The following is a 19,181-nucleotide window of genomic DNA, read 5'->3' as shown; positions in this document are numbered from 1 at the left end:
ATGTCATACATCACTTCGATAGGTACGTACCTGCCGTGCTGGGGAACACCCGGGCGCCGTGTGCCGGGTGACGACGAGGATGCGATCACCCTCGCTGTCGAAGCTGGTCGAGCCGCCCTCTCGAGCGGCGGCTCGGTCGAGTGTGTCGTGCTCGTCAGCCGCGACCTGCCGTTGATGGAGAGCAGCAACGCTGCTGTGCTGCTCGCCGGCCTGGGGCTCGACCCTGAGCTCGAGGTGACGGAGCGCCTCGGTGGTGCACCGGCGACCCTCGACGCCCTGGGCGCGGCCCGTCCGCGCACGCTGGTCATCGGTGTGGACATCGATGCAGCCGGAGCGGCAGCGGCGCTGACCGCGGAGCGGGGACTGCAGGTTCGCACCGCCGCGCGTATCGCCCGCAGCCTGCCGGTCCGCACCCGCACCGCGAACGGTCTGGTACACGACTACGGTGACCCGCGCCTACTGAAGGAGCGCGGCTTCCTGGCTTCACTGGCAGCGGCGTGGGTGGACACTCCGGTCGCGGTGGCAGGTGTAGAGGAGAAGCAGGCCGCGGCTCTGTGCGCGGGCCCTCCACTGCCACTACCGACAACCGGAGCGAGTTCCGGACTGTTCGCACTCGCCGCGATGGTGGAGTCGGGGTCTACCGGCCCGCTCGTGGGGGTGGAGCAGGCCAGCCTTTCCGGCATCACGGTCGCCGACGGCGCGGCGCACATCAACCGCAGGGAACCGCGAGCGCGTGCCAAGCCGGAGTGTGCGTACATCCCCAGTGCGGACATCCCGATCTCCCTCGCCGCCTACGAGAGGGCATTCGAGGCGAAAGTCCGCTGGGAAGCCGGAAAATACTCCGACAGCGACGAGCTGGACTTTCCGCCCCGATACCGCGTCGACCGTGGTGGAACGCTCAGGACCGACTACTCCTTCGTGCCCCTGCCCCGCACCGGAACCGTCTATACCGAGGTGACCGTGCACGTACCGGTACCCGGCCTCCGGACCCCGTACTCGCTGGTGATCGTCGAACTCGACGACGTGGGCGTTCGCGCGTTGGCGAAGGTAACCGGTATCGAGCCCGGCACCGTCGACATCGGCGATCGCGGTCGCATGGTGCTGCGCCGGGTTGCCGTGCGGTCCGGGGTTCCGGACTACGGCTATGCATTCGAACCCGATCCCACATCCGATCGCGCCCTGGAGGCGGCAGCATGAGAAACGTTGCGATCGTCGGTGCCGGTATGACACCGTTCGCCGAACACTTCACTCTGGGAATCAAGGATCTTCTGCCGATGGCGTTCGCGGAATGCGCCGGCAGCATCGACAAAGGGCTGGACAAGTCCGATCTGCAGGCCGCGTGGTTCGGCTCGATGGGCACCACGGACGGATTTCCGTCCGGAATTCTCGCCGACACGCTCGACATCTCTGACATTCCGGTGACACGTGTCGAAAACTCCTGTGCCACAGGTCATGACGCGATCCGGAACGCCATGTTCGGGATAGCCTCGGGAGCGTTCGACGTGGCACTCGTCATGGGCGCAGACAAGCTCCGCGAAACCGCGTCGAAGGACATGCTCTGGGAGTGGGAGGCGATGACGCGCGACATGGCCTGGGACTACCCCCTGGGCCTCGTCGCCCCGGCAGGTTTCGCGCTCCACGTTCGCCGGTATCTGCACGAGTCACCCGCCACCCGTGAGCACATGGCGATGGTGGCGGTGAAGAACCACCACCATGCCATCAATAACCCCAAGGCACGGCAGCGCTTCGAGATCACCGTGGAGGAGGCGTTGAACGCGCCGACGGTGGTGACGCCCTTCGGGCTCTACGATTGCGCCCCGCAAAGCGATGGGGCTGCGGCGCTCGTGCTCGTATCCGAAGACGTGGTCGATCGGTTCACCGATCGCCCGGTATGGGTTCGCGGCGTCGGCTCGGGGCTCGATTCGGTGATGGCGCAACATAAACGGGACATGACGTCGTTTCCGTCGACGGTACGGGCTGCGAAGCAGGCTTTCGCGATGGCGGGACTGTCTCCATCAGACGTCGACGTCGCGGAGGTGCACGACTTCTTCACGGGCATCGAACTCATCAGCTACGAGGACCTCGGATTCGCGGACCGGTTCGAAGGCTTCAAACTCCTCGAGGCGGGCGTCACCAGCGTCGGCGGATCACTACCGGTGAACCCCAGTGGCGGGCTGATCGCCAAGGGGCATCCGCCGGGCGCAACCGGTGTCGCACAGTGTGTGGAGTTGTTCGAACAGCTGCGTGGCAGCTCGGTCAACCAGGTCGACGGAGCACGGATCGGATTGGCACACAACGTCGGCGGTCCGACGGCGGTATCGGCCGTCACCATTCTCGAGGGTCCCGGAGGAACCAACCGATGACAGAAACGCTGTCAGATACCAGCTCGATAGAGGACGCCCACCGCGCCCTCTTCGACGCGGGCCTCGCCGTTCGCAGGGAGGTGCTCGGAGATGACTACGTCAACGCTGCGATCGCCCGGAATGCGGGTTCCGACGGTGCACCACTGCAGGAATATGTCAGCGAAACCGTGTGGGGCTCTGTGTGGACCCGTTCCGGTCTCGACCGTCGCAGCCGAAGTCTGATCACTCTCGGAATGCTGGTCGCGCTCAACCAACCGCGAGAACTCGCCGTTCATGTGCTCGCCGGCATCCGTAACGGGTTGACACGCGAGGAGATCACCGAAGCCGTGATTCACGGAACCGCGTATGCCGGTGTACCTGCGGGAGTCGCAGCGATGCGCGTCGTCCAGGAAGCGTTGGACGCCCATCTCGGTCCCCTGAACGCCGAAGACCCCTTGAACGCGGAAGACGAGGTGGATGCTCCGAAGATTCCGCTGCCACACAGCAAGGTGGGCTTCGTCGGGCTCGGGGCCATGGGCAGTCCGATCGCACGCAATTTCGTCAGCGCCGGACAGCCGATCGTCGTGCACGATGCCGACCCGGAGGCCCGTCGACGATTCATCGACGACAATCCCACCGCTACTAGTACAGAGAACACCGCCGAGCTGGTGGACTGCGACATAGTCGTCCTCGTCCTGCCCAACAGCGACATCGTCGACGAGGTCGTACTCGCTGACGGGGGCTTGCTTTCCTGCCTGAAGCCGGGAAGCATCCTCGTCGACATGGGATCGAGTGTTCCCGCCCGCACCCAGGCGATCGAGAAGGCCGCGGCAGTCCGAGGAATCGATGTCGTCGACGCTCCCGTCAGTGGTGGGGTGGCGCGCGCGAGAAACGCCGATCTCGCTGTGATGGTCGGAGGCGACCAGTCGGCGATCGACACCGTACTGCCGTTGCTCGAATCGACGGGTCGACAGATCATCCGTGTCGGGCCGGTCGGATCGGGGCACGCTGCGAAGGCGCTCAACAACCTCCTCGCCGCCAACGGTTTGGTGGCCGCCGGCGAGACACTTCTCGTGGGACGGAAGTTCGGTATCGACCCCGCGACACTGCTGTCCGTGATCAACGCCGGTAGCGGTCGAAATCAGGCAACGGAGACCAAGTACGAAAACTTTGTCCTCTCCCGAACATTCGCGTCGGGATTCAGCGCGCGGTTGATGCGCAAGGACATCGGAATTGCCCTCGATCTGGCGCGGCAGCTCGATGCCTCCACGGTCCTCGGTGACGCGCTGGGTGGTGTATGGGGAGATGCGGTCGAGGATCTCGATCCGGCAGCCGACCAAACGGAAGTAGTGCGCTATCTCGAAAAGCTCAGCGCGGTAACGCTGGACGAGAACGCCGTCCCTTCCCTGTCCGAAAGGTGAGTTCCATGGTTCTCACGGTTACGAAGCGGGTCGGCCGCAGCGTGTCGGTAGTGCTACTGGTGACATTCGCCGTGGTGGCGCTGCTCGGTTTGGCGCCGGGGTCGGTGGCGGAGGTGATTCTGGGCGAGAACGCGACACCCGACGCGGTGGCGGCGATGAATGCCGAGCTCGGTCTGGATGTCCCGCTGTGGTCACAGTATGTGTCCTGGCTTTCCGACGCGGTTCGGGGTGACCTGGGAGCATCACCGTTGACCGGGCAGTCGGTGCGAGAGGCGATCGTGGAGCGGTTGCCGGTAACGTTGCAGCTCGCGGCGATGGGATTGACCATCGCGTTGACGCTGGCCCTCATCATGGGTGTTCTGTCGGCTTCGCGGCCGGGCAGTGCGCTCGATCGGGGCACGAACGCAGTGTCGGCGGTGTTCTTGTCGGTGCCCGCATTTATCGCGGGCCCGGTGCTGATCTACTTCTTCGCGATTCAGTTCCAGTGGTTCCCGGTGATGGGGTGGTCGCAGATCAGTGACGGGCTGGGGCCGAATCTGCGGAGCGCCATGTTGCCCGCAATCGCAATCGCGTTGACGGAGATCGCATCGTTCCACCGGTTGCTGCGTACCGACCTGATCGGGACGTTGCGGGAAGACTTCATCGCCTCGGCGCGGGCGAAGGGAATGCCTCGCGGATACGTGATGTTCCGGCATGCGCTGCGGCCCTCCTCGTTCTCCCTGATCACCGTGGCGGGGATCAATCTGGGGCGGTTGATCGGAGGGACGGTCATCGTCGAGACATTGTTCGGACTACCGGGTTTGGGGCAGCTGGTGGCATCGTCGATCACCTCGCGTGACGTGATCATGGTGCAGGGCATCGTGGTGTTCATTGCGGTGGTCTACGTGGGGATCAACACGGTCGTCGATCTGAGTTACTCAGTGATCGACCCGCGGGTGCGAAAGGTGGCCGGAGCATGACCGATGTGGCGGTAGATCAGACAGTACGTACGGATGCAGGTCCGGCGGTGGAGTTGCCGGCGGTTCCGGTAGTGCGCAAGCGCCGGTCGTTGCTGGTGTATCTGTCGGTGCTGTGGCTGGTGGTGTTGATAGCGGCGGCGTTGCTGGCCGACGTACTGCCGTTGGCTCCGTTCGCCACTCCGGTGGCGGCACCGCGACTGGGGCCGCAATTCGGCTCACTCGATCTGTTGCTGGGCACGGACACGTTGGGGCGGTCGATGTTGTCACGCATCATCTACGGCGCCCGCGTCTCGCTCGTGGTGGGTACGGTAGCCGGATTGGTGGGGTTTGGAATCGGGTCATTGATCGGACTGTTCGCCGGCTACTTCGGTAAGCGTCTCGATGCCGGCGTGTCGCTGGTGGCGGATGCGATGCTGGCGTTCCCGCCCTTGATCCTCCTGCTGGCGTTGGCGTCGATTCTCGAACCCAGCGTGCCGACGATATTGCTGGGGCTCACGTTGTTGGTGATCCCGGCTTTCATTCGGTTGTCGCGGGCCAACACGATGTCGTGGTCGTCGCGGGAATTCATCAGGGCGGCCCGCAATATCGGTGCGGGTAACTTTCGGATACTTTTTCGGGAAATCCTGCCGAACCTGTTGGCTCCGTTGGCGGCGTATCTGCCGATCGTGATGGCAGCGTTGATCGTGGCGGAGGGGTCATTGAGTTTTCTCGGTCTGGGAATTCCTCCGCCGCAACCGAGTTGGGGAGGCATGATCAACGACGGCAAGGACGCGATCGCCACGTCACCACACCTCGTATTCGTCCCCGCATTGGTCATCTTCTTCACCGTTTTCGCCCTCAACCAGGTCGGCGATCATCTCCGCACCAAGTTCGACCGGACCATGCACGACTGAACCGGCGAGGTCCTTCGCCACACCATATTTGCATTACAAGCTTCCACCTTCCCGAGAGGTCCATGATGTTTCGATCAAGACGTATTCTGACCGCGATGGTCGCGGCATGCGCTGCAGCACTGCTCTTCAGCGCCTGCGGTGGCACGGGTTCTGCCGCCGGCGGCCAGTCCGAGGGTGGTGAACCCGTCGCCGGTGGTGTGGCTCGCGTCCTGCAAACCGGCGAGCCGCGGAACCTCGACCCCGCCAGCCTGTCCAATACCTGGGCCCACCAGCCCGTGCTCGGCAACGCTCTATACGGAACGTTGATGATCAACAATCTCGAGAACTTCGATCTCGAATACAAGATGGCGACCGGATTCTCCACCACTGACGGCGGAGCCACGTTCACGCTCACGCTGCAGCCTGGTCTGAAGTTCACCGACGGGACCCCGCTCGATTCGGCTGCGGTCAAGTTCAACTGGGACCGGTTGCGCGACCCCGCCTTGGGATCGACGACCATCCGTCAGGCAGTCCAAATCGCGTCGTCGGAGGTCATCGACCACACCACGCTGAAAGTGACCATGGTTGCGCCGAATCCGCATTTCGGCCAATCCCTGGTCGCCGGTGCATTGAACTGGATCGCGTCACCGACGGCTCTGCAGAAGGGGCAAGCGGCTTTCGATGCGAACCCGGTCGGCGCGGGACCGTTCACCCTGGTGGAATGGGTCCGGCAGGACAAGATCGAACTGCAGAAGAACCCCGGTTACTGGGATGCACCGAAGCCCTATCTCGAAGGTCTGACGATCAAGACGGTCAGTGACAGTAATCAGCGGGTCAACACCATCATGACCGGTGGCGCGGATCTGGCGTCCGAGACGAACTGGGCGAGCCTGAACAAGGTGGAAGCAGCTGGCTACCCCACAGAGGTCGTGCCGACCGGTGGTGGACAGTTCGTAGCGATGAATTTCCGCCGTGCGCCGTTCGATGACGAGCGGGCACGCCGGGCAATCGGGCTGGCAGTGGACTTGGATGCGATCAACACGGTCGTCTACAACGGCGAGGGCGTCGTTCCCAAGACGCTGTTCGAGGAATCCTCGCCGTACTACGCCGATATCCCACTGCCTACGCCGAGCAAGGAGCAGGCGCAGAAATTGTTCGATGAACTGGCCGCCGAGGGCAAGCCGGTCTCGTTCACGTTCCTCTCCTACCCGACCACGGAGAGCAAGACGCTCGCCGAAGGCTTGCAGGCTCAGCTGAGTGCCTTCGACAACGTCGAAGCCAAGGTCGAGGTAGTGGACTTCGCGGTCGCGACGGCCCGGGCCGGCGCGCGTGATTTCGACATGATCATCTCCTCCGCGGTCGTCCAGGATCCCGACTTCGGATTGTGGACGGCTTTCCACGGTGCTTCTCCGGGCAATTTCGTCGGCATCAACGACCCCGAGCTCAGCGCAGCGCTGGACGCCGGCCGCAACGCCGAATCGGTGGAGGAGCGCAAGGTGGCATACGAAACGGTGCAGAGGCGACTGGTCGCACTGAATCCAGGCCTCTGGTACGTCCGCGCGGTGCCTTCTGTCACCTCGAGTAAGTCTCTGAACGGTATCGACCTGTACACCCTGGGCTCGCCGCTACCCGAAGAGCTGTGGACCACGAAGTAGTCGGCAGCAGAGGGAAACAGCTGACAACCGAAGGGATGGAGCCGGACTCGTCATGAATACTCAGTCGTTACTCGAAGTGAAGAATCTGCGTGCCTATATCGGCACGCCTGGTGGGACCGTGCGTGCCGTGGACGACGTGTCGTTCACGGTGCAGGCGGGACAGGCACTGGGGATCGTCGGTGAGTCCGGCTCCGGTAAGTCCGTATTGGCCCGGGCCGTCATGGGGCTGATGCCGCCGCGCTCGGCCCGCTCCGGTGAGGTGACCTTCCAGGGCCGAGATTTGCTGGCTTTGAGCAAGAAGGAAAGTCTCGACATTTGGGGTAAGCAGATTGCCATGGTCTTCCAAGACCCCGGCCGATCCCTGAACCCGGTAGTGCGAGTGGAACGGCAACTCACCGAAGGGATGCGTCGGCACCTGGGCATCACCCGATCCGAGGCACACGGCCGGGCCCTCGATCTCTTGCGGGAGGTCGGGGTGCCCGACCCGGAACGACGGCTCCGCAACTACCCGCACGAAATGTCCGGTGGCATGCGTCAGCGGGTGATGATCGCCATCGCCTTGGCGTGCGAACCGGACCTTCTGATTGCCGACGAGCCGACCACTGCGCTGGACGTCACGATCCAGCGGCAGATCCTCGATCTGCTCCGACGGATTCAGCGCGAACGCGGCATGGCGATGATGCTCATCAGCCACGATCTCGCCGTGGTTGCGGGCCGCACCGACCGCGTCTCGGTAATGTATGCAGGTCGGCTCGCCGAGATCGGCTCTACCCGCGAGATATTCGAGGACCCGAGGCATCGCTACACGGAAGCATTGCTGGGCGCCACCCCCACCATCGACCACGAACGGCATGCGCCGCTGCGACTGATCGCGGGTTCACTTCCAGATCCCACCCAACCCCCGGAGGGGTGCCGATTCGCACCCCGCTGCGAACATGCCGATGAGGAATGTCGAAGCTCCGGTCCGGAGCGGCAGTCCGTGGGTGTGGACCATCACGTGTTCTGTGTGCACCCGGTTGCCACCGCGGCATCCGTACTTTCCGGAGGTGGAAATCATGGCTGGTAGCGGTAGCGCTCACCTCCGCGGCGAGCAGGCACTGCTCAGTGTGCAGGATCTCGTCGTGGAGTACCCGACAGGTGCGGGCACCGTGCAGGCAGTGTCGAAGATCAGTTTCGACGTGCTGCCCGGAGAAACCCTCGGCATCGTCGGAGAGTCGGGATGCGGCAAGTCCACTACGGGGCGGGCCGTGCTGCGGCTCGACCGCCTCACTGCGGGACGCATCCGATTCGGTGACGATTGGATCGAAGAAGTGGACGAGAAACGCATGCGCGCACTGCGACGCGACATGCAGATGATCTTCCAGGATCCGGTGGGCTCGCTCAATCCGCGCCGATCCGTCAAGGACATCGTGGTCGAGGGATTGGCAGTGGCCGGTGCACCATCGTCCGAGCGCGCCACCACCTCCGCTGCCGTCCTCGAACAGGTCGGCCTGGCCGGAGATCGGTTCGCCGACATGCTGCCCCGTCAGCTGTCGGGTGGACAGGCTCAGCGAGTTGCCATCGCCCGGGCGTTGGCCCTCGGCCCCCGACTCCTGATTTGTGATGAACCGGTCTCCGCGCTCGACGTGTCGGTCCAAGCCCAGATTCTCAACCTGATCGAGGAACTGAAGGCCGAGTTCGATCTGACGGTCGTCTTCATCGCCCATGACCTCGGTGTCGTGCGGACCGTCAGTGACAATGTGATGGTCATGTACCTCGGTAAGGTGTGTGAGTTCGGTGACTCGATCGAAGTCTACGACGATCCCGCCCATCCCTACACCCGCGCTCTCCTCGACTCCGTGCCACTGACCGACCCTGAGAAGGGGTTTGCCGGTCCGGCGTTGGAAGGTGACGTGCCCTCTCCGCTTGCGCCGCCGACGGGTTGCCGGTTCCGTACCCGTTGTCCGCAAGCACAACAAAAGTGCGCCACAGAGGAGCCCGAGGTACGGGAAGTGCGCCCCGGCCAGTTCGTCGCCTGCCACTATCCGTTACCCGCAAGCACCGACGAAGTAGCTGTCGCATGAGGTGACCTGCCTCCGGCACCTGCCGTGCAACATCTCAGGGGACGCTGTCGGGCACGGTCGACAGCGTCAGGTCGGGACGGTGAGCCGGCGCTTGCAGATTTCGGGAAGCGCGAGCACGGCTTCGCGATTGACGAAATGGCGCTGCCCGCCACGTCGGCCATACTGCCGCGAGAGGACACCGTCAGCTCCGCCCTCGACTCCGTGGAGGAAGCTGACCTAGTGCACTACTCGTCGTCCGCGAACACTACTCGGGGTACGAGGGGAAAATCTTCCGCTAGAACTATCCAGTTTCGTCAGTCGCCGTACTGAAACCGGCGACGCGAAGCACATCCTCTCGGTGTCACATCTCGTAACCCTTGACCGGGGTAAGCGGTGTTGGCAAGGTTCGTTTGGCGCGGCGCGGCGCGTGGGCGAGAGGACGCCAACGTGCGTACCGCGACGGGGTGTGGCTGGTGGAGTTGTTGGGTGACGTGTTGGTCGAGTTCCTGCGACGCGGGAGCTGCTGCTAATTCTCGATAATTGTGAGCAAGTGCTGGACACGACTGCGGAGCGGGCGGAGACGCTGTTAAAGACCTGTCCGCATCTACGGATTTTCGCGACAAGCCGCGAGCCTCTCGGGATCGGTGGGGAGGCCGCATTGCGGGTACCGCCGCTGGCTGCGCCGAAGCAGGAACCGTCGCTGCGGGGCCTGCCTCGCTACGCTGCAGTTACTGGGAGGACGTATGGACACCTCGGCAGCGAGAGATCGAATGCTGTCAGCAGATGCTCGCGGTCACCGAAACCCGCGGCGAAGTGCTGTATCGGTCGTACGCTCTGAGGGCTATGGCCGTTGCCATCTGGGCGGCAGGGAAATCCCAGTCGCGCGGCAGAGCTACTCGAGCAGTCCTTACGGCTGACCCGGCAGGGAAGTGGACTCCTGACTGCCGCAGCGTGTCTCGAGGTTCTTGCCCGGGCCGCGGAAACTGGACCGGACGTGAAGAGTTCCGCAGTACTGATGGGCGCGGCCGAGGAGTTGGCGCGGTCGATGGGTAGCTTCATTCGCGTACGCGCTCCGCGCACAAGCTGCGGATAACGATAAGGCGCAGCCTTCGACCGCAAGATCACTCACACTGACGAAGCGAGAACGTCAGGTCGCCGCACTCGTCACCGAGGGGCTGACCGACACGGCCATCGCTGCTCGCCTTGTGATTTCGCCACGCACCGCCCAGGGAAACGTCGAGCACCTTCTGACCGAGATCGACGTGGAATGTGCCGACTGGTGCATCACACCAGGTATCGCGCAAGACTGTCCGCGACGCAGGCTGGGCGCTGCGCACCCTCGGTGGTGATCGTGACGGTTCGTTCGACCTGCACACCGCCGGGGATGTCGGTTACGGAGGTGAGCACGACGGTACCGCGAACTCGGCTACCGACGGGCACTGGACTGATGAACCGTGTCTTGCCGAGCCCGTAATTGAGGGCCATACGCGCGCCACTGACCGTCATGACCTGCTGAATGATCGGAGCAAGCAGAGAGAGCGTCAGAAATCCGTGTGCGATGGTGCAGCCGTAAGGACCGCTCGCGGCGCGCTCGGTGTCGACGTGGATCCATTGATCATCATCGGTGGCGGCCGCGAAGCGGTCGATACGTTCCTGGTCGACAGTGATCCAGTCACTGGTGCCGATCTCGGTCCCGGCGGCCGCGCGGAGCATGTCGAAGTTGGTGAAGTCTCTCATGTATGTCCTTTTCGTGCGTCGCCCACATCATCCCGCTCGGGTCTGGGGCACTTGCAATCTGCGGTCACAGATATCAGTCAGTTGCGTGACGAGGTGGGGCGTCAGCTGATGCCATCGGTGAGTAGACAGGAGCCGGCGCAGTCGGAAGAAGAACTGGTATGCGGGAATACCGAACTCGACGAAGATGTCCTCGTCGGGTCCGCCGTCCCAATGTCGCCACTTGACGGCGAAATCGATCATCGCGCTATCGGTGTCCATTACGGACCTCCTACGTCGAAGGGTGAGTTCTGTGCGTCTACGCCGGGCCCAGTCTTCGCGCGGCCGGCGTGGTTCGGGAGGGTGTTACCTCACCAGATCTTTCAAGTGCTCCTTCATGACCTTGCCGGTGGCGTTCAACGGAAGAGAGTCGACGAACCTCACGGTCCGCGGCACCTTGAACCCCGCCATTCGTTCACGGCTCCAGGCGATCAGCTCCTCCGCGGTGACAGGGCTCTTCGCGACCACGAACGCGTTCCCTACCTGGCCGAGCCGCTCGTCGGGAACGCCGATCACCGCTACTTGGTCGACTGCGGGATGCTCGAGCAGGAATCCCACTATCTCGGCGGGGTAGGCATTGAAACCGCCGACGATGTACATGTCCTTCTTGCGGCCGATGATACGCAACCGGCCCCCGTCGTCGAGGGTCCCCAGATCCCCGGTGTGCAACCAGCCGTCGGCATCGATGGCTTCCGCGGTCGCGGCCGGATCGTCGAGGTAACCCTGCATGACGGTGTAACCCCGGATCAACACTTCGTTGTCGGCTGCGATCCGCAATTCGACTCCCTCGCAGGGTGTGCCGACGGTCGTCGCAATTTCTTCGAAGGTGTCGCCGGGCCGCGAAGCGGTTGCCGTCCCACCCTCGCTGAGGCCGTACCCGGTCATGATGGTCTCGAACGGCAGTTCGTCGTGAATTCGCCGGATGAGTTCGACCGGGATATCCGCTGAACCGGTCACCGCTGCACGCAAGGACGACAGATCCCAGTTCCCCTGCGCTGCCAGAAGCGACTGATAGAGGGTCGGCGGACCGGGCAGCATGGTCACCCTCTCCTTCTCCACCAGTTCGAGTACCCGATCGACGTCGAGTACGGGCACCGGCAGGATGGTGGCGCCCCGAATGAGGGAGGCGATCACACCTGCCTTGTAACCGAACATGTGGAAGAACGGATTGACGATCAGATAGCGGTCACCTTCCCGCAGATCCGCCAGATCGCACCACTCCGAGAAGAGGCGGAGCGTCTGGCGGTGGTTCATCATGACGCCCTTCGGGCGGCCGGTCGTACCGGACGTGTACATGATGTCGGCGATGTCTTCGCCGCTGACCTCACACTCGAAGGGCTGGCCGTCCGAGAGAAAGCCCGATTTGAGATCGATCACGGGCACACCATCGGGTCCCGAGTACTGGACACCGAGGAAACCCTGCTCGACCAGCAGAAGTTTCGCGCCGCTGCGCCGGATGATGTCTTCGGCCTCGTCCTGCTTGTACCGGGTGTTCACGGGAACGAGCACGCCGCCGGCGGTCAGCAGACCGAACGCGGCGACGATCCATTCGGCCGAGTTCGGTGCCCAGAGGGCCACCCGGTCACCCTTGTCGATGCCGGCCGAAGCGAATGCCCCTGCGGCTCGCCGAACTCGGCCGGCGAGTTCGGCGAAGGTGATCCGAAGCGGCCCGTCGACGACCGCTTCGGCAGTGCCGAAGCGGTCGCCCGCGCTCAGGACCATCTGGGGGATGGTCTCCCACGTCATAGATTCATCAACCTCGCGAGGTTGCCGCCCATGATCTTGGCCTGGTCCTTCTCTTCCAGGTGTCCGAGCATGTCGGCGAAGTGCCGCGGTTCTGCCAGACCTTCCGGGTGCGGGTAGTCGGACCCGAACAGCACCTGGTCGACACCGATCAAGTCGATCAGGTCGGTCACGCCCTCCTCATAGAAGGGGCTGACATGGATGCTGCGCTTGATTGCCTCCACCGGATCTTGCATACCGAAGCCCTCGGGGGCCTTCTTGTACGTGTCGGCCAGGACGTCGAGCAGGGGCTTCAGCCAACTCGAGCCGTTCTCGATGACAGCGAGCTTGATATCGGGGAAGCGGAACAGCGCGCCGTGGCAGACCCACGAGGCCACCGTGTCCTGCACGGGCCGCCATTCGTTGACCATCCGGAACGTGTTCGTCTGGAACGGCAGCATTTCGCCGTCACTGCCCTCCCACTCTGCGTCGTGCCGGGCGTAGCCGCTGTCCGAGGAATGCATCGCGACGAGGATGTCGAGCTCGACGACACGCTTCCAGAAGGGGTCGAACTCGGGGAGGGCGAACGAGCGGGAACCCTTGTAGCCGGGTACCGGTGCGGGGCGGATGAGAATTGCCCTGGCGCCTCGCTCGACCACCCACTCCAGCTCCTCGATCGCCTTGTCGACGTTCGGCAGCGTGATCACGGGTGTGGTGAAGATACGGTCCTGGTAGTTGAAATTCCATGTCTCGTAGAGCCACTCGTTGAGCGCGTGGACGACAACATGGATCAGGTCCGGATCGTCCCGCATGCGCTCCTCGACGAGGCTGGCAAGGGTCGGGAACATCAGTGTCCGCTGCACGCCCAACTCGTCGAGCAGCTCGAGACGAGCGGCCGGCTCACGAAAGGCCGGGATCGACTTCATCGATTTGCCGAAGATCTCACGCCGGCTCTTGCCCTCGGGGTTCCCGTTCTTGAAATAGTCCTCCATCGAGCCGGGCCGAGCGACCACGTCGAAGGTGGGGTTGGGGATGTAATCGCTGATCTGGCCGCGAATAGCGATCTTGGTGCGGCCGTCGACCTGCACATACTTGATCGCATCCTTGTACTTCTCGGGAAGGAACTTGGTAAGGGCCTCCTCGGTCTCGTACAGGTGGTTGTCCGCGTCGAACAGCGGATACGGCAAGTCGTTCACTGGCATGAGATCCTCCTTATCGATTTACGAGAATACTATTCTCTTCTGCCGAGTGCCGCAATGTCCTGCCGCACCCGAAACTTCTGGATCTTGCCGCTGGCGGTCCGCGGAAAGTCGTCGACTCGGTGCAATTCCTCCGGCCACTTCTGCCGCGCGATCTCGGCCCGCTCGAAGTGAGCGCGGACGGCGTCCATCGAGGGCATGGCGTGTCCGGGCCGCAGGCGCAGAACGGCGGCCGCCCGCTCCCCGAGGCGGGCGTCGGGTGCCGAAACTACCGCCGCCTCCGCGACCTCGGGCATGGCGAGGAGAACTTCCTCTACCTCGAGGGCGCTGATGTTCTCGCCGCCGCGAATGATGATGTCCGCCTTGCGATCGGTGATCGTCAGGTAACCGTCTTCGTCGATCGTGCCGATGTCCCCGGTGTGGTACCAGCCGTCCGCATCGAACGCTGCCTCCGTCAAGGTGAGATCGGTATAGCCGACGCAGAGATCGGGGCCCCGACTGAGGATCTCACCGTCGGCCGCCAACCGGACCTCCACTCCGGGTAAGGCGTCCCCGTCCGTGAACAGCCGTTTGTCCTCGGGTGCCGTGTACCGCGAGCCTGTGATCGACGGATGTTCGGTGCTGCCGTACGAGCGAAACACGGTAATGCCCAGATCTGCGAGCCGAGTGGTCACCGCCGAGGGGACCGAAGACCCGCCGAGGCCCGCGTACTTCATGTGCGGCAGATGCCGGGGCGCAAAATCAGGATGGTCGAGGAGGCTGGTGACGAAGTAGGTGGCCCCGCCGCCGACGGTGAGCCCGTCGCTCTCCATCAGCGCCAGCGCCTGAGAAGGATCCCACGTGTCGGTCAGATTGATTGCCGTGCCGTCCAGAACGGGGATCAGGAAGGCATTCACCATGCCGATGAAGTGGCCGACGGGAGCGGCAGTGAGCTGTTTCCCCCGGTCCGGCGGGTAGAGGCCCGCGAGCTGTCGCGTCTCGTGGCCCAGTGTCTGATGACTGTGAATGACACCTTTGGGGGTCCTCGTGGTGCCGGAGGTGAAGGCAATCAGCGCCGGACCCGCCGGATCGGCTTCGACGGTACCCGGCATCGGATGCTCATCGAGCAGGTCGTCGAAGTCGCGGCCCACGACACCCACGACGGGCACGTCCGAGCACAGATCGGCGTGGTACTCGGTCCGCCCGAATCGTTCGGCGGTCACGAAGACGCGCGGCTTGGTCTCGCTGAGGATGTATCCGAGTTCCTTGCGCCCGTAGAAGTGGACGATCGGGACCACGGTGGCGCCCAGGAAGGCCGACGCCCAGAAAACAGCGGCCGCTTCCATCCAGTTGGGCAACTGGAAGGCGACCACGTCTCCGGAACCGACTCCGCGAGAACGCAATCCGCCCGCCAGCCGACGGGCAACGCGCTCGACGTCACCGAAGGTTCCCGACCACGGACGAACGGTCGAGTGAATCCGGAATTCGGTGTCGGGGGCGGCCTCGAGACCGCGCCTGAGCAGGTCTCCGATGGTGTCGTGGGTCCACCATCCCTCCTCTTCGTAGCGTCTGATCAGTTCGGGGGGGACGTGCCGCATGTGAGAGCTCCAATACCCGTGGACGGAGCCGCGCCGAGGTCGGCACCGCGGCGTCGGGACTCGCTCCGGCCGGCGTCTGCCAGCTGTGAACATGATATTCTCGCTAGATAAGAATGCCAATATCGAAATGGAGAACAGTGCTTGGTCAACCTCGAGCTGGAGCTTGGTGTCCGATCAGAAGTCGAGGCCGACTTGTTCGCTTTGCGGTCTCGTTGGACTAACCGGAATCGACACCAGCGAGTACAACGGCTTCATCCCGGCCGGTTCAAGCGTGACCGGTCGACGGTCCAGGCTGCGATCTGCGCCCTCGAGGTGAATCCGAGTTTGGCGAGGATGTGCTCTATGTGGCCTCGGGCCGTCCGCGGGGAGATGACGAGCTCCGCCGCAATCTCTTTGTTGGTCAATCCTCGCGTCACTAGTTCGGCGACCTGTTGTTCACGCTTGGTCAGACCGGACGTCGTTCGAGACGGGTCGGCTCGTCCGGATTGAACAGTTCCCAGGGCGTAGTCGATCGCGGCGTCGAAAAGCAGCGCGTTGCCCTCTTCTCGCGCGGCGTCGAATGCCTTCGTACCGAGCGCCCGTCGCGTGTTCTGTTCGCAGTCATTGTGGTACTCGAGGAGTTTGGGTAGATAGACCGAGGAACCTCCCACTGCCCGACCGAGCGTCTCTGTCGCACCCATAAGCACTGCAGCACGGTGGAAGTCCTCCTCCCCACTTGCGATCCAGGCGAGCGTTTCCAGGCAAGCACCCGCACTGACCTGGTTGTTCGCTAGCTGCGCCAAGCGTAGGGCCTGCTGCAACTGCATCGCTGACCGGTGGAGATCGCCCTGCCGCCACAGCGCGACACCGAGGGACCAGAGGGCGTACGCCTGGTGAACCGATTCCCCTCGTGACCGGGTGATCGCGAGGACTTCCTCGAAGCACGAGATCGCCTTCTCGATATCACCTCGCGATTCGTATGCAAGACCCAGTAGCGTCATGGCTTCGATCTGAACAGTGAGGTCTTCTTGTTCGGCGAAGTCCGTCACCGAGACTTCCAGGAGTGAGCAGGCCCGGGAAAGATCACCATTGAACATGGCATTCAGGCCGTCCGCGAACGTGACGTAGGAACTCATCCTCGCGTCCCTACCCTGGTTGCCGAGCAGGCGTGCTTCTTCGACCAGTTCGTTCGCCCTCATGACATCGCCCTGCGTTTCCGCCAACAAGCTGTTGGCGGACAACGCCTTGACCCGTTCCAGAGTGGGCTGCTTGTCGGCGCCTTCGAGAAGGCGATCGAGCCAGTACCGCCCTTCCCTGAACATGGATCGCGTGTTCCAGAAATCTAGGAGAGCGTCCGCGATCCGCAGACCTGTTGCGGGGTCCGCGGACGCGCAGAACTGCATCGCTTCTCGCAGATTGGACTTCTCTCGTTCGAGTCGATTGATCCATTCGAGTTGGCGAGGACTAATCCAGTCATCCGCAGCATCAATCACCAACTGCTGATACCAATTCCGGTGACGCATCCTCAGATCCTCGTAGTGTCCGCTCGCTTGGGCCTTCTCCCGGCCATAACTGCGAAGCGTCTCGAGTAGTCGGAATCGCACCACATCGGCCGATCCTTCCCGGATCAGGATCGATTTGTCGAGCAACGAGGTCACGACATCGAGCAGGCTGGGCGAGGTGAGGTCGTACCCGCAGATGGCCTCTGCGGCATCCAGTTCGAAGCTGCCGGCGAACACGGAGAGTCGAGCCCATCCAACCTTCTCGAGAGGAGTGCACAGGTCGTAACTCCAGTCGACGCAGAGCCGCAAAGTCTGTTGTCGCGTCGACGCACTCCTGGCACCGCCGGTCAGAAGAGCGTAACGATCGGAAAGCCGCTGGAGAATCTGCTCGGCTGACATCATCCGCAACCTCGCCGCCGCCAACTCGATGGGCAGGGGCAAGCCGTCGAGTCGTCGACAGATTCCAGCCACCGCCGCCTGATTCTCCTCGGTAAGTGTGAACCCCGGAACGGCGGTGCCCGCTCGCTCGACGAACAATGTCACCGCCTCGGAGTTCGACAAGCCTTCCTGGGAAGTGGACCGATCGGTATCCGGGACGGTGAGCGGAGGCACCCGTAGCACTGATTCCCCGCCGACAGCAAGAGCCTCGCGACTCGTAGCGAGGATTTGCAGCTTGGGACAGGTGCGCAGGAGAGTCTCCGCCATCTTTGCAACCGCGTCCACGACCTGCTCACAGTTGTCCAACACCATCAGCAACTGTTTCGAACCCAGAAAGTCCACAAGCACGTCTTGTACCCGCCGCGCCGACTGATCCCGCAAGCCCAGCGACCCCGACACCACATCGATCAGCAGTGATCCGTCACGCAATTCGCCGAATTCGACCAGCCACACCCCATCGGGGAATTCACGCCGTGCCTGCGCTGCCGCTCGAAGGGCCAGGCGGGTCTTCCCCGCGCCCCCGATCCCGGTGAGAGTGACCAATCGCGACTGTGACAACAAGGTTTTCGTCTCTACGAGTTCGCGCCGGCGGCCGACGAAACTGGTCAACTCGGCAGGAAGATTTCCCAAGCGGTCACCCTCACGTTTCATTGCGGAAGGTCGTGCACTGCGCGAGCTCACATACAGTCCCGGCCGCTCTCCGGTTCCCGGTTGTAACGCCATGTCGTCGACCTGGAATCCATGACGGGACTGGGCCTCCTGCAGCTGTTCGCCGAGCCCCGCGGCGGACGGGCGATGTGACACCGCCGACATAGCTTGTTCGATCGCAGCGCTGACATCGCCGGGGAGTCCCTGCTCCCGCAAGTTCGGGATGGGTTCGCTCCTGAGCCGGATGAACTGGGCAACCACCTGCTCACCACGGCGTCTCTCGACGGCAGCGTGGCCGGTGGCGGCGCAGAACAATGTAGCGCCGAGGCTATAGATGTCCGCCGCGGGGCTCGGAGACCGGCCGGCGAGTACCTCGGGAGCGGTGAACGCAGGGGAACCGGTGACGACCCCGGTAGCAGTTTCGAAACCCCCGGTGATGTGCGCGATGCCGAAGTCGGTCAAAGCCGGCTCACCGTAGTCGGTGAGGAGGATATTCGTGGGTTTGACGTCGCGGTGCACGATGCCGATTCGATGCGCAGTCTCCAGCGAGGCCGCCACCTTCACTCCGAGTCTCAGAACCTGCTCCAACGAGAGTGCTCCCTGCCTGCGGATCATCGCGTCCAGGGAGTCCTGCGCGTAATAGGGCATGACAAGGTAGGGGCGACCGCTGCTGGTCGTACCGACCCCCAGCACGTTGACAATGTTGGGGTGCCCCGTCAGCCGTCCCATTGCACGCTGTTCGCGGAGAAAACGTTCCCGGTTCTCGTCGTCCAGGTCGGCGGTGAGGACCTTGACAGCCACTGACCGATCCAACGTGGGCTGTCGACAGCGATAGACCACGCCGAAACCACCGCGACCGATCTCGACGGCGTCCTCGAACCCCGCCGCCTCCAGCTCCGCCGTGAGTGAAGAAGTCACGGCGCGCTGAGTTGCCAGCGGGTCCAGGTCAGCCATGGCGTCCCCTCCGGACGGAGCCTGAAATCGTCGGTAGAGCCGCTTCCAATACTGCCACTTCCCGCGGCTGGACCAGGAAATCGATACATCGACCTTGT

At 63.4% G+C, this 19,181-nt stretch carries 15 protein-coding genes and 2 pseudogenes; 11 read left to right on the top strand and 6 right to left on the bottom strand.

Annotated elements, in window-relative coordinates; translation table 11 throughout:
* The 11 genes and pseudogenes from ACH49N_RS06320 (at window position 1) to ACH49N_RS06270 (ending at window position 10,640) form a co-directional block, all read left to right on the top strand.
* The gene (locus ACH49N_RS06320) at window positions 1–1,197 is read left to right on the top strand and encodes an OB-fold domain-containing protein (RefSeq protein ID WP_358271138.1); all 1,197 of its coding nucleotides are present in this window, start codon (window positions 1–3) and stop codon (window positions 1,195–1,197) included.
* Window positions 1,194–2,363: a thiolase C-terminal domain-containing protein gene (locus ACH49N_RS06315; RefSeq protein ID WP_358271137.1), complete on the top strand. Its 1,170-nt coding sequence runs from the start codon at window positions 1,194–1,196 to the stop codon at window positions 2,361–2,363. Before ACH49N_RS06320 ends, ACH49N_RS06315 begins: the two co-directional genes overlap by 4 nt.
* Window positions 2,360–2,791: pseudogene (locus ACH49N_RS06310) on the top strand (carboxymuconolactone decarboxylase family protein); the annotation flags it as partial. The gene ACH49N_RS06315 and the pseudogene ACH49N_RS06310, both read left to right, overlap by 4 nt.
* 24 nt (window positions 2,792–2,815) lie before the next feature.
* Window positions 2,816–3,763 (top strand): NAD(P)-dependent oxidoreductase, encoded by a 948-nt coding sequence (locus ACH49N_RS06305; protein ID WP_358271426.1) that lies wholly within the window; start codon window positions 2,816–2,818, stop codon window positions 3,761–3,763.
* Between the two features lie 5 nt (window positions 3,764–3,768).
* Window positions 3,769–4,722 (top strand): ABC transporter permease, encoded by a 954-nt coding sequence (locus tag ACH49N_RS06300; protein ID WP_358271136.1) that lies wholly within the window; start codon window positions 3,769–3,771, stop codon window positions 4,720–4,722.
* The gene (locus ACH49N_RS06295) at window positions 4,719–5,615 is read left to right on the top strand and encodes an ABC transporter permease (RefSeq protein ID WP_358271135.1); all 897 of its coding nucleotides are present in this window, start codon (window positions 4,719–4,721) and stop codon (window positions 5,613–5,615) included. Before ACH49N_RS06300 ends, ACH49N_RS06295 begins: the two co-directional genes overlap by 4 nt.
* Window positions 5,616–5,710: 95 nt before the next feature.
* Window positions 5,711–7,249 carry an ABC transporter substrate-binding protein gene (locus ACH49N_RS06290; RefSeq protein ID WP_358271133.1) on the top strand — a complete coding sequence of 513 codons (1,539 nt, stop codon included), beginning with the start codon at window positions 5,711–5,713 and terminating at the stop codon, window positions 7,247–7,249.
* A gap of 52 nt (window positions 7,250–7,301) precedes the next feature.
* Window positions 7,302–8,315 carry an ABC transporter ATP-binding protein gene (locus ACH49N_RS06285; RefSeq protein WP_358271131.1) on the top strand — a complete coding sequence of 338 codons (1,014 nt, stop codon included), beginning with the start codon at window positions 7,302–7,304 and terminating at the stop codon, window positions 8,313–8,315.
* Window positions 8,305–9,312: an ABC transporter ATP-binding protein gene (locus ACH49N_RS06280; protein ID WP_358271129.1), complete on the top strand. Its 1,008-nt coding sequence runs from the start codon at window positions 8,305–8,307 to the stop codon at window positions 9,310–9,312. Before ACH49N_RS06285 ends, ACH49N_RS06280 begins: the two co-directional genes overlap by 11 nt.
* 235 nt (window positions 9,313–9,547) lie before the next feature.
* Window positions 9,548–10,024: pseudogene (locus ACH49N_RS06275) on the top strand (protein kinase); the annotation flags it as partial.
* A 397-nt stretch (window positions 10,025–10,421) separates the two neighbouring features.
* On the top strand, window positions 10,422–10,640 hold the full coding sequence (locus ACH49N_RS06270; RefSeq protein WP_358271424.1) for a LuxR C-terminal-related transcriptional regulator: 219 nt from the start codon (window positions 10,422–10,424) through the stop codon (window positions 10,638–10,640).
* Here ACH49N_RS06270 and ACH49N_RS06265 read toward each other — a convergent pair.
* The 6 genes from ACH49N_RS06265 to ACH49N_RS06240 form a co-directional block, all read right to left on the bottom strand.
* Window positions 10,576–11,028 (bottom strand): MaoC family dehydratase, encoded by a 453-nt coding sequence (locus ACH49N_RS06265; RefSeq protein WP_358271127.1) that lies wholly within the window; start codon window positions 11,026–11,028, stop codon window positions 10,576–10,578. The genes ACH49N_RS06270 and ACH49N_RS06265 overlap by 65 nt on opposite strands.
* A 27-nt stretch (window positions 11,029–11,055) precedes the next feature.
* Entirely contained in the window at window positions 11,056–11,286 is a 231-nt protein-coding gene (locus ACH49N_RS06260; RefSeq protein ID WP_358271126.1) for a DUF3263 domain-containing protein, read from the bottom strand.
* Between the two features lie 84 nt (window positions 11,287–11,370).
* A complete protein-coding gene (locus ACH49N_RS06255) occupies window positions 11,371–12,810 on the bottom strand; it encodes a FadD3 family acyl-CoA ligase (RefSeq protein WP_358271124.1) in 1,440 nt (479 codons plus the stop codon).
* Window positions 12,807–13,988, bottom strand: a complete 1,182-nt coding sequence (locus ACH49N_RS06250; RefSeq protein ID WP_358271123.1) for an amidohydrolase family protein — start codon at window positions 13,986–13,988, stop codon at window positions 12,807–12,809. Before ACH49N_RS06250 ends, ACH49N_RS06255 begins: the two co-directional genes overlap by 4 nt.
* Before the next feature lie 29 nt (window positions 13,989–14,017).
* Window positions 14,018–15,562, bottom strand: coding sequence for an AMP-binding protein (locus ACH49N_RS06245; RefSeq protein ID WP_358271121.1), 1,545 nt, complete (start codon window positions 15,560–15,562; stop codon window positions 14,018–14,020).
* A gap of 251 nt (window positions 15,563–15,813) precedes the next feature.
* Window positions 15,814–19,083: a protein kinase gene (locus tag ACH49N_RS06240; RefSeq protein ID WP_358271119.1), complete on the bottom strand. Its 3,270-nt coding sequence runs from the start codon at window positions 19,081–19,083 to the stop codon at window positions 15,814–15,816.
* Window positions 19,084–19,181 lie beyond the last annotated feature (98 nt).

It is taken from the genome of Rhodococcus sp. NPDC019647 (assembly GCF_044389235.1).
GTDB classification, from domain to species: Bacteria; Actinomycetota; Actinomycetes; order Mycobacteriales; family Mycobacteriaceae; genus Rhodococcus_F; species Rhodococcus_F oxybenzonivorans.
This window is presented reverse-complemented; position numbering and strand designations above follow the sequence as displayed.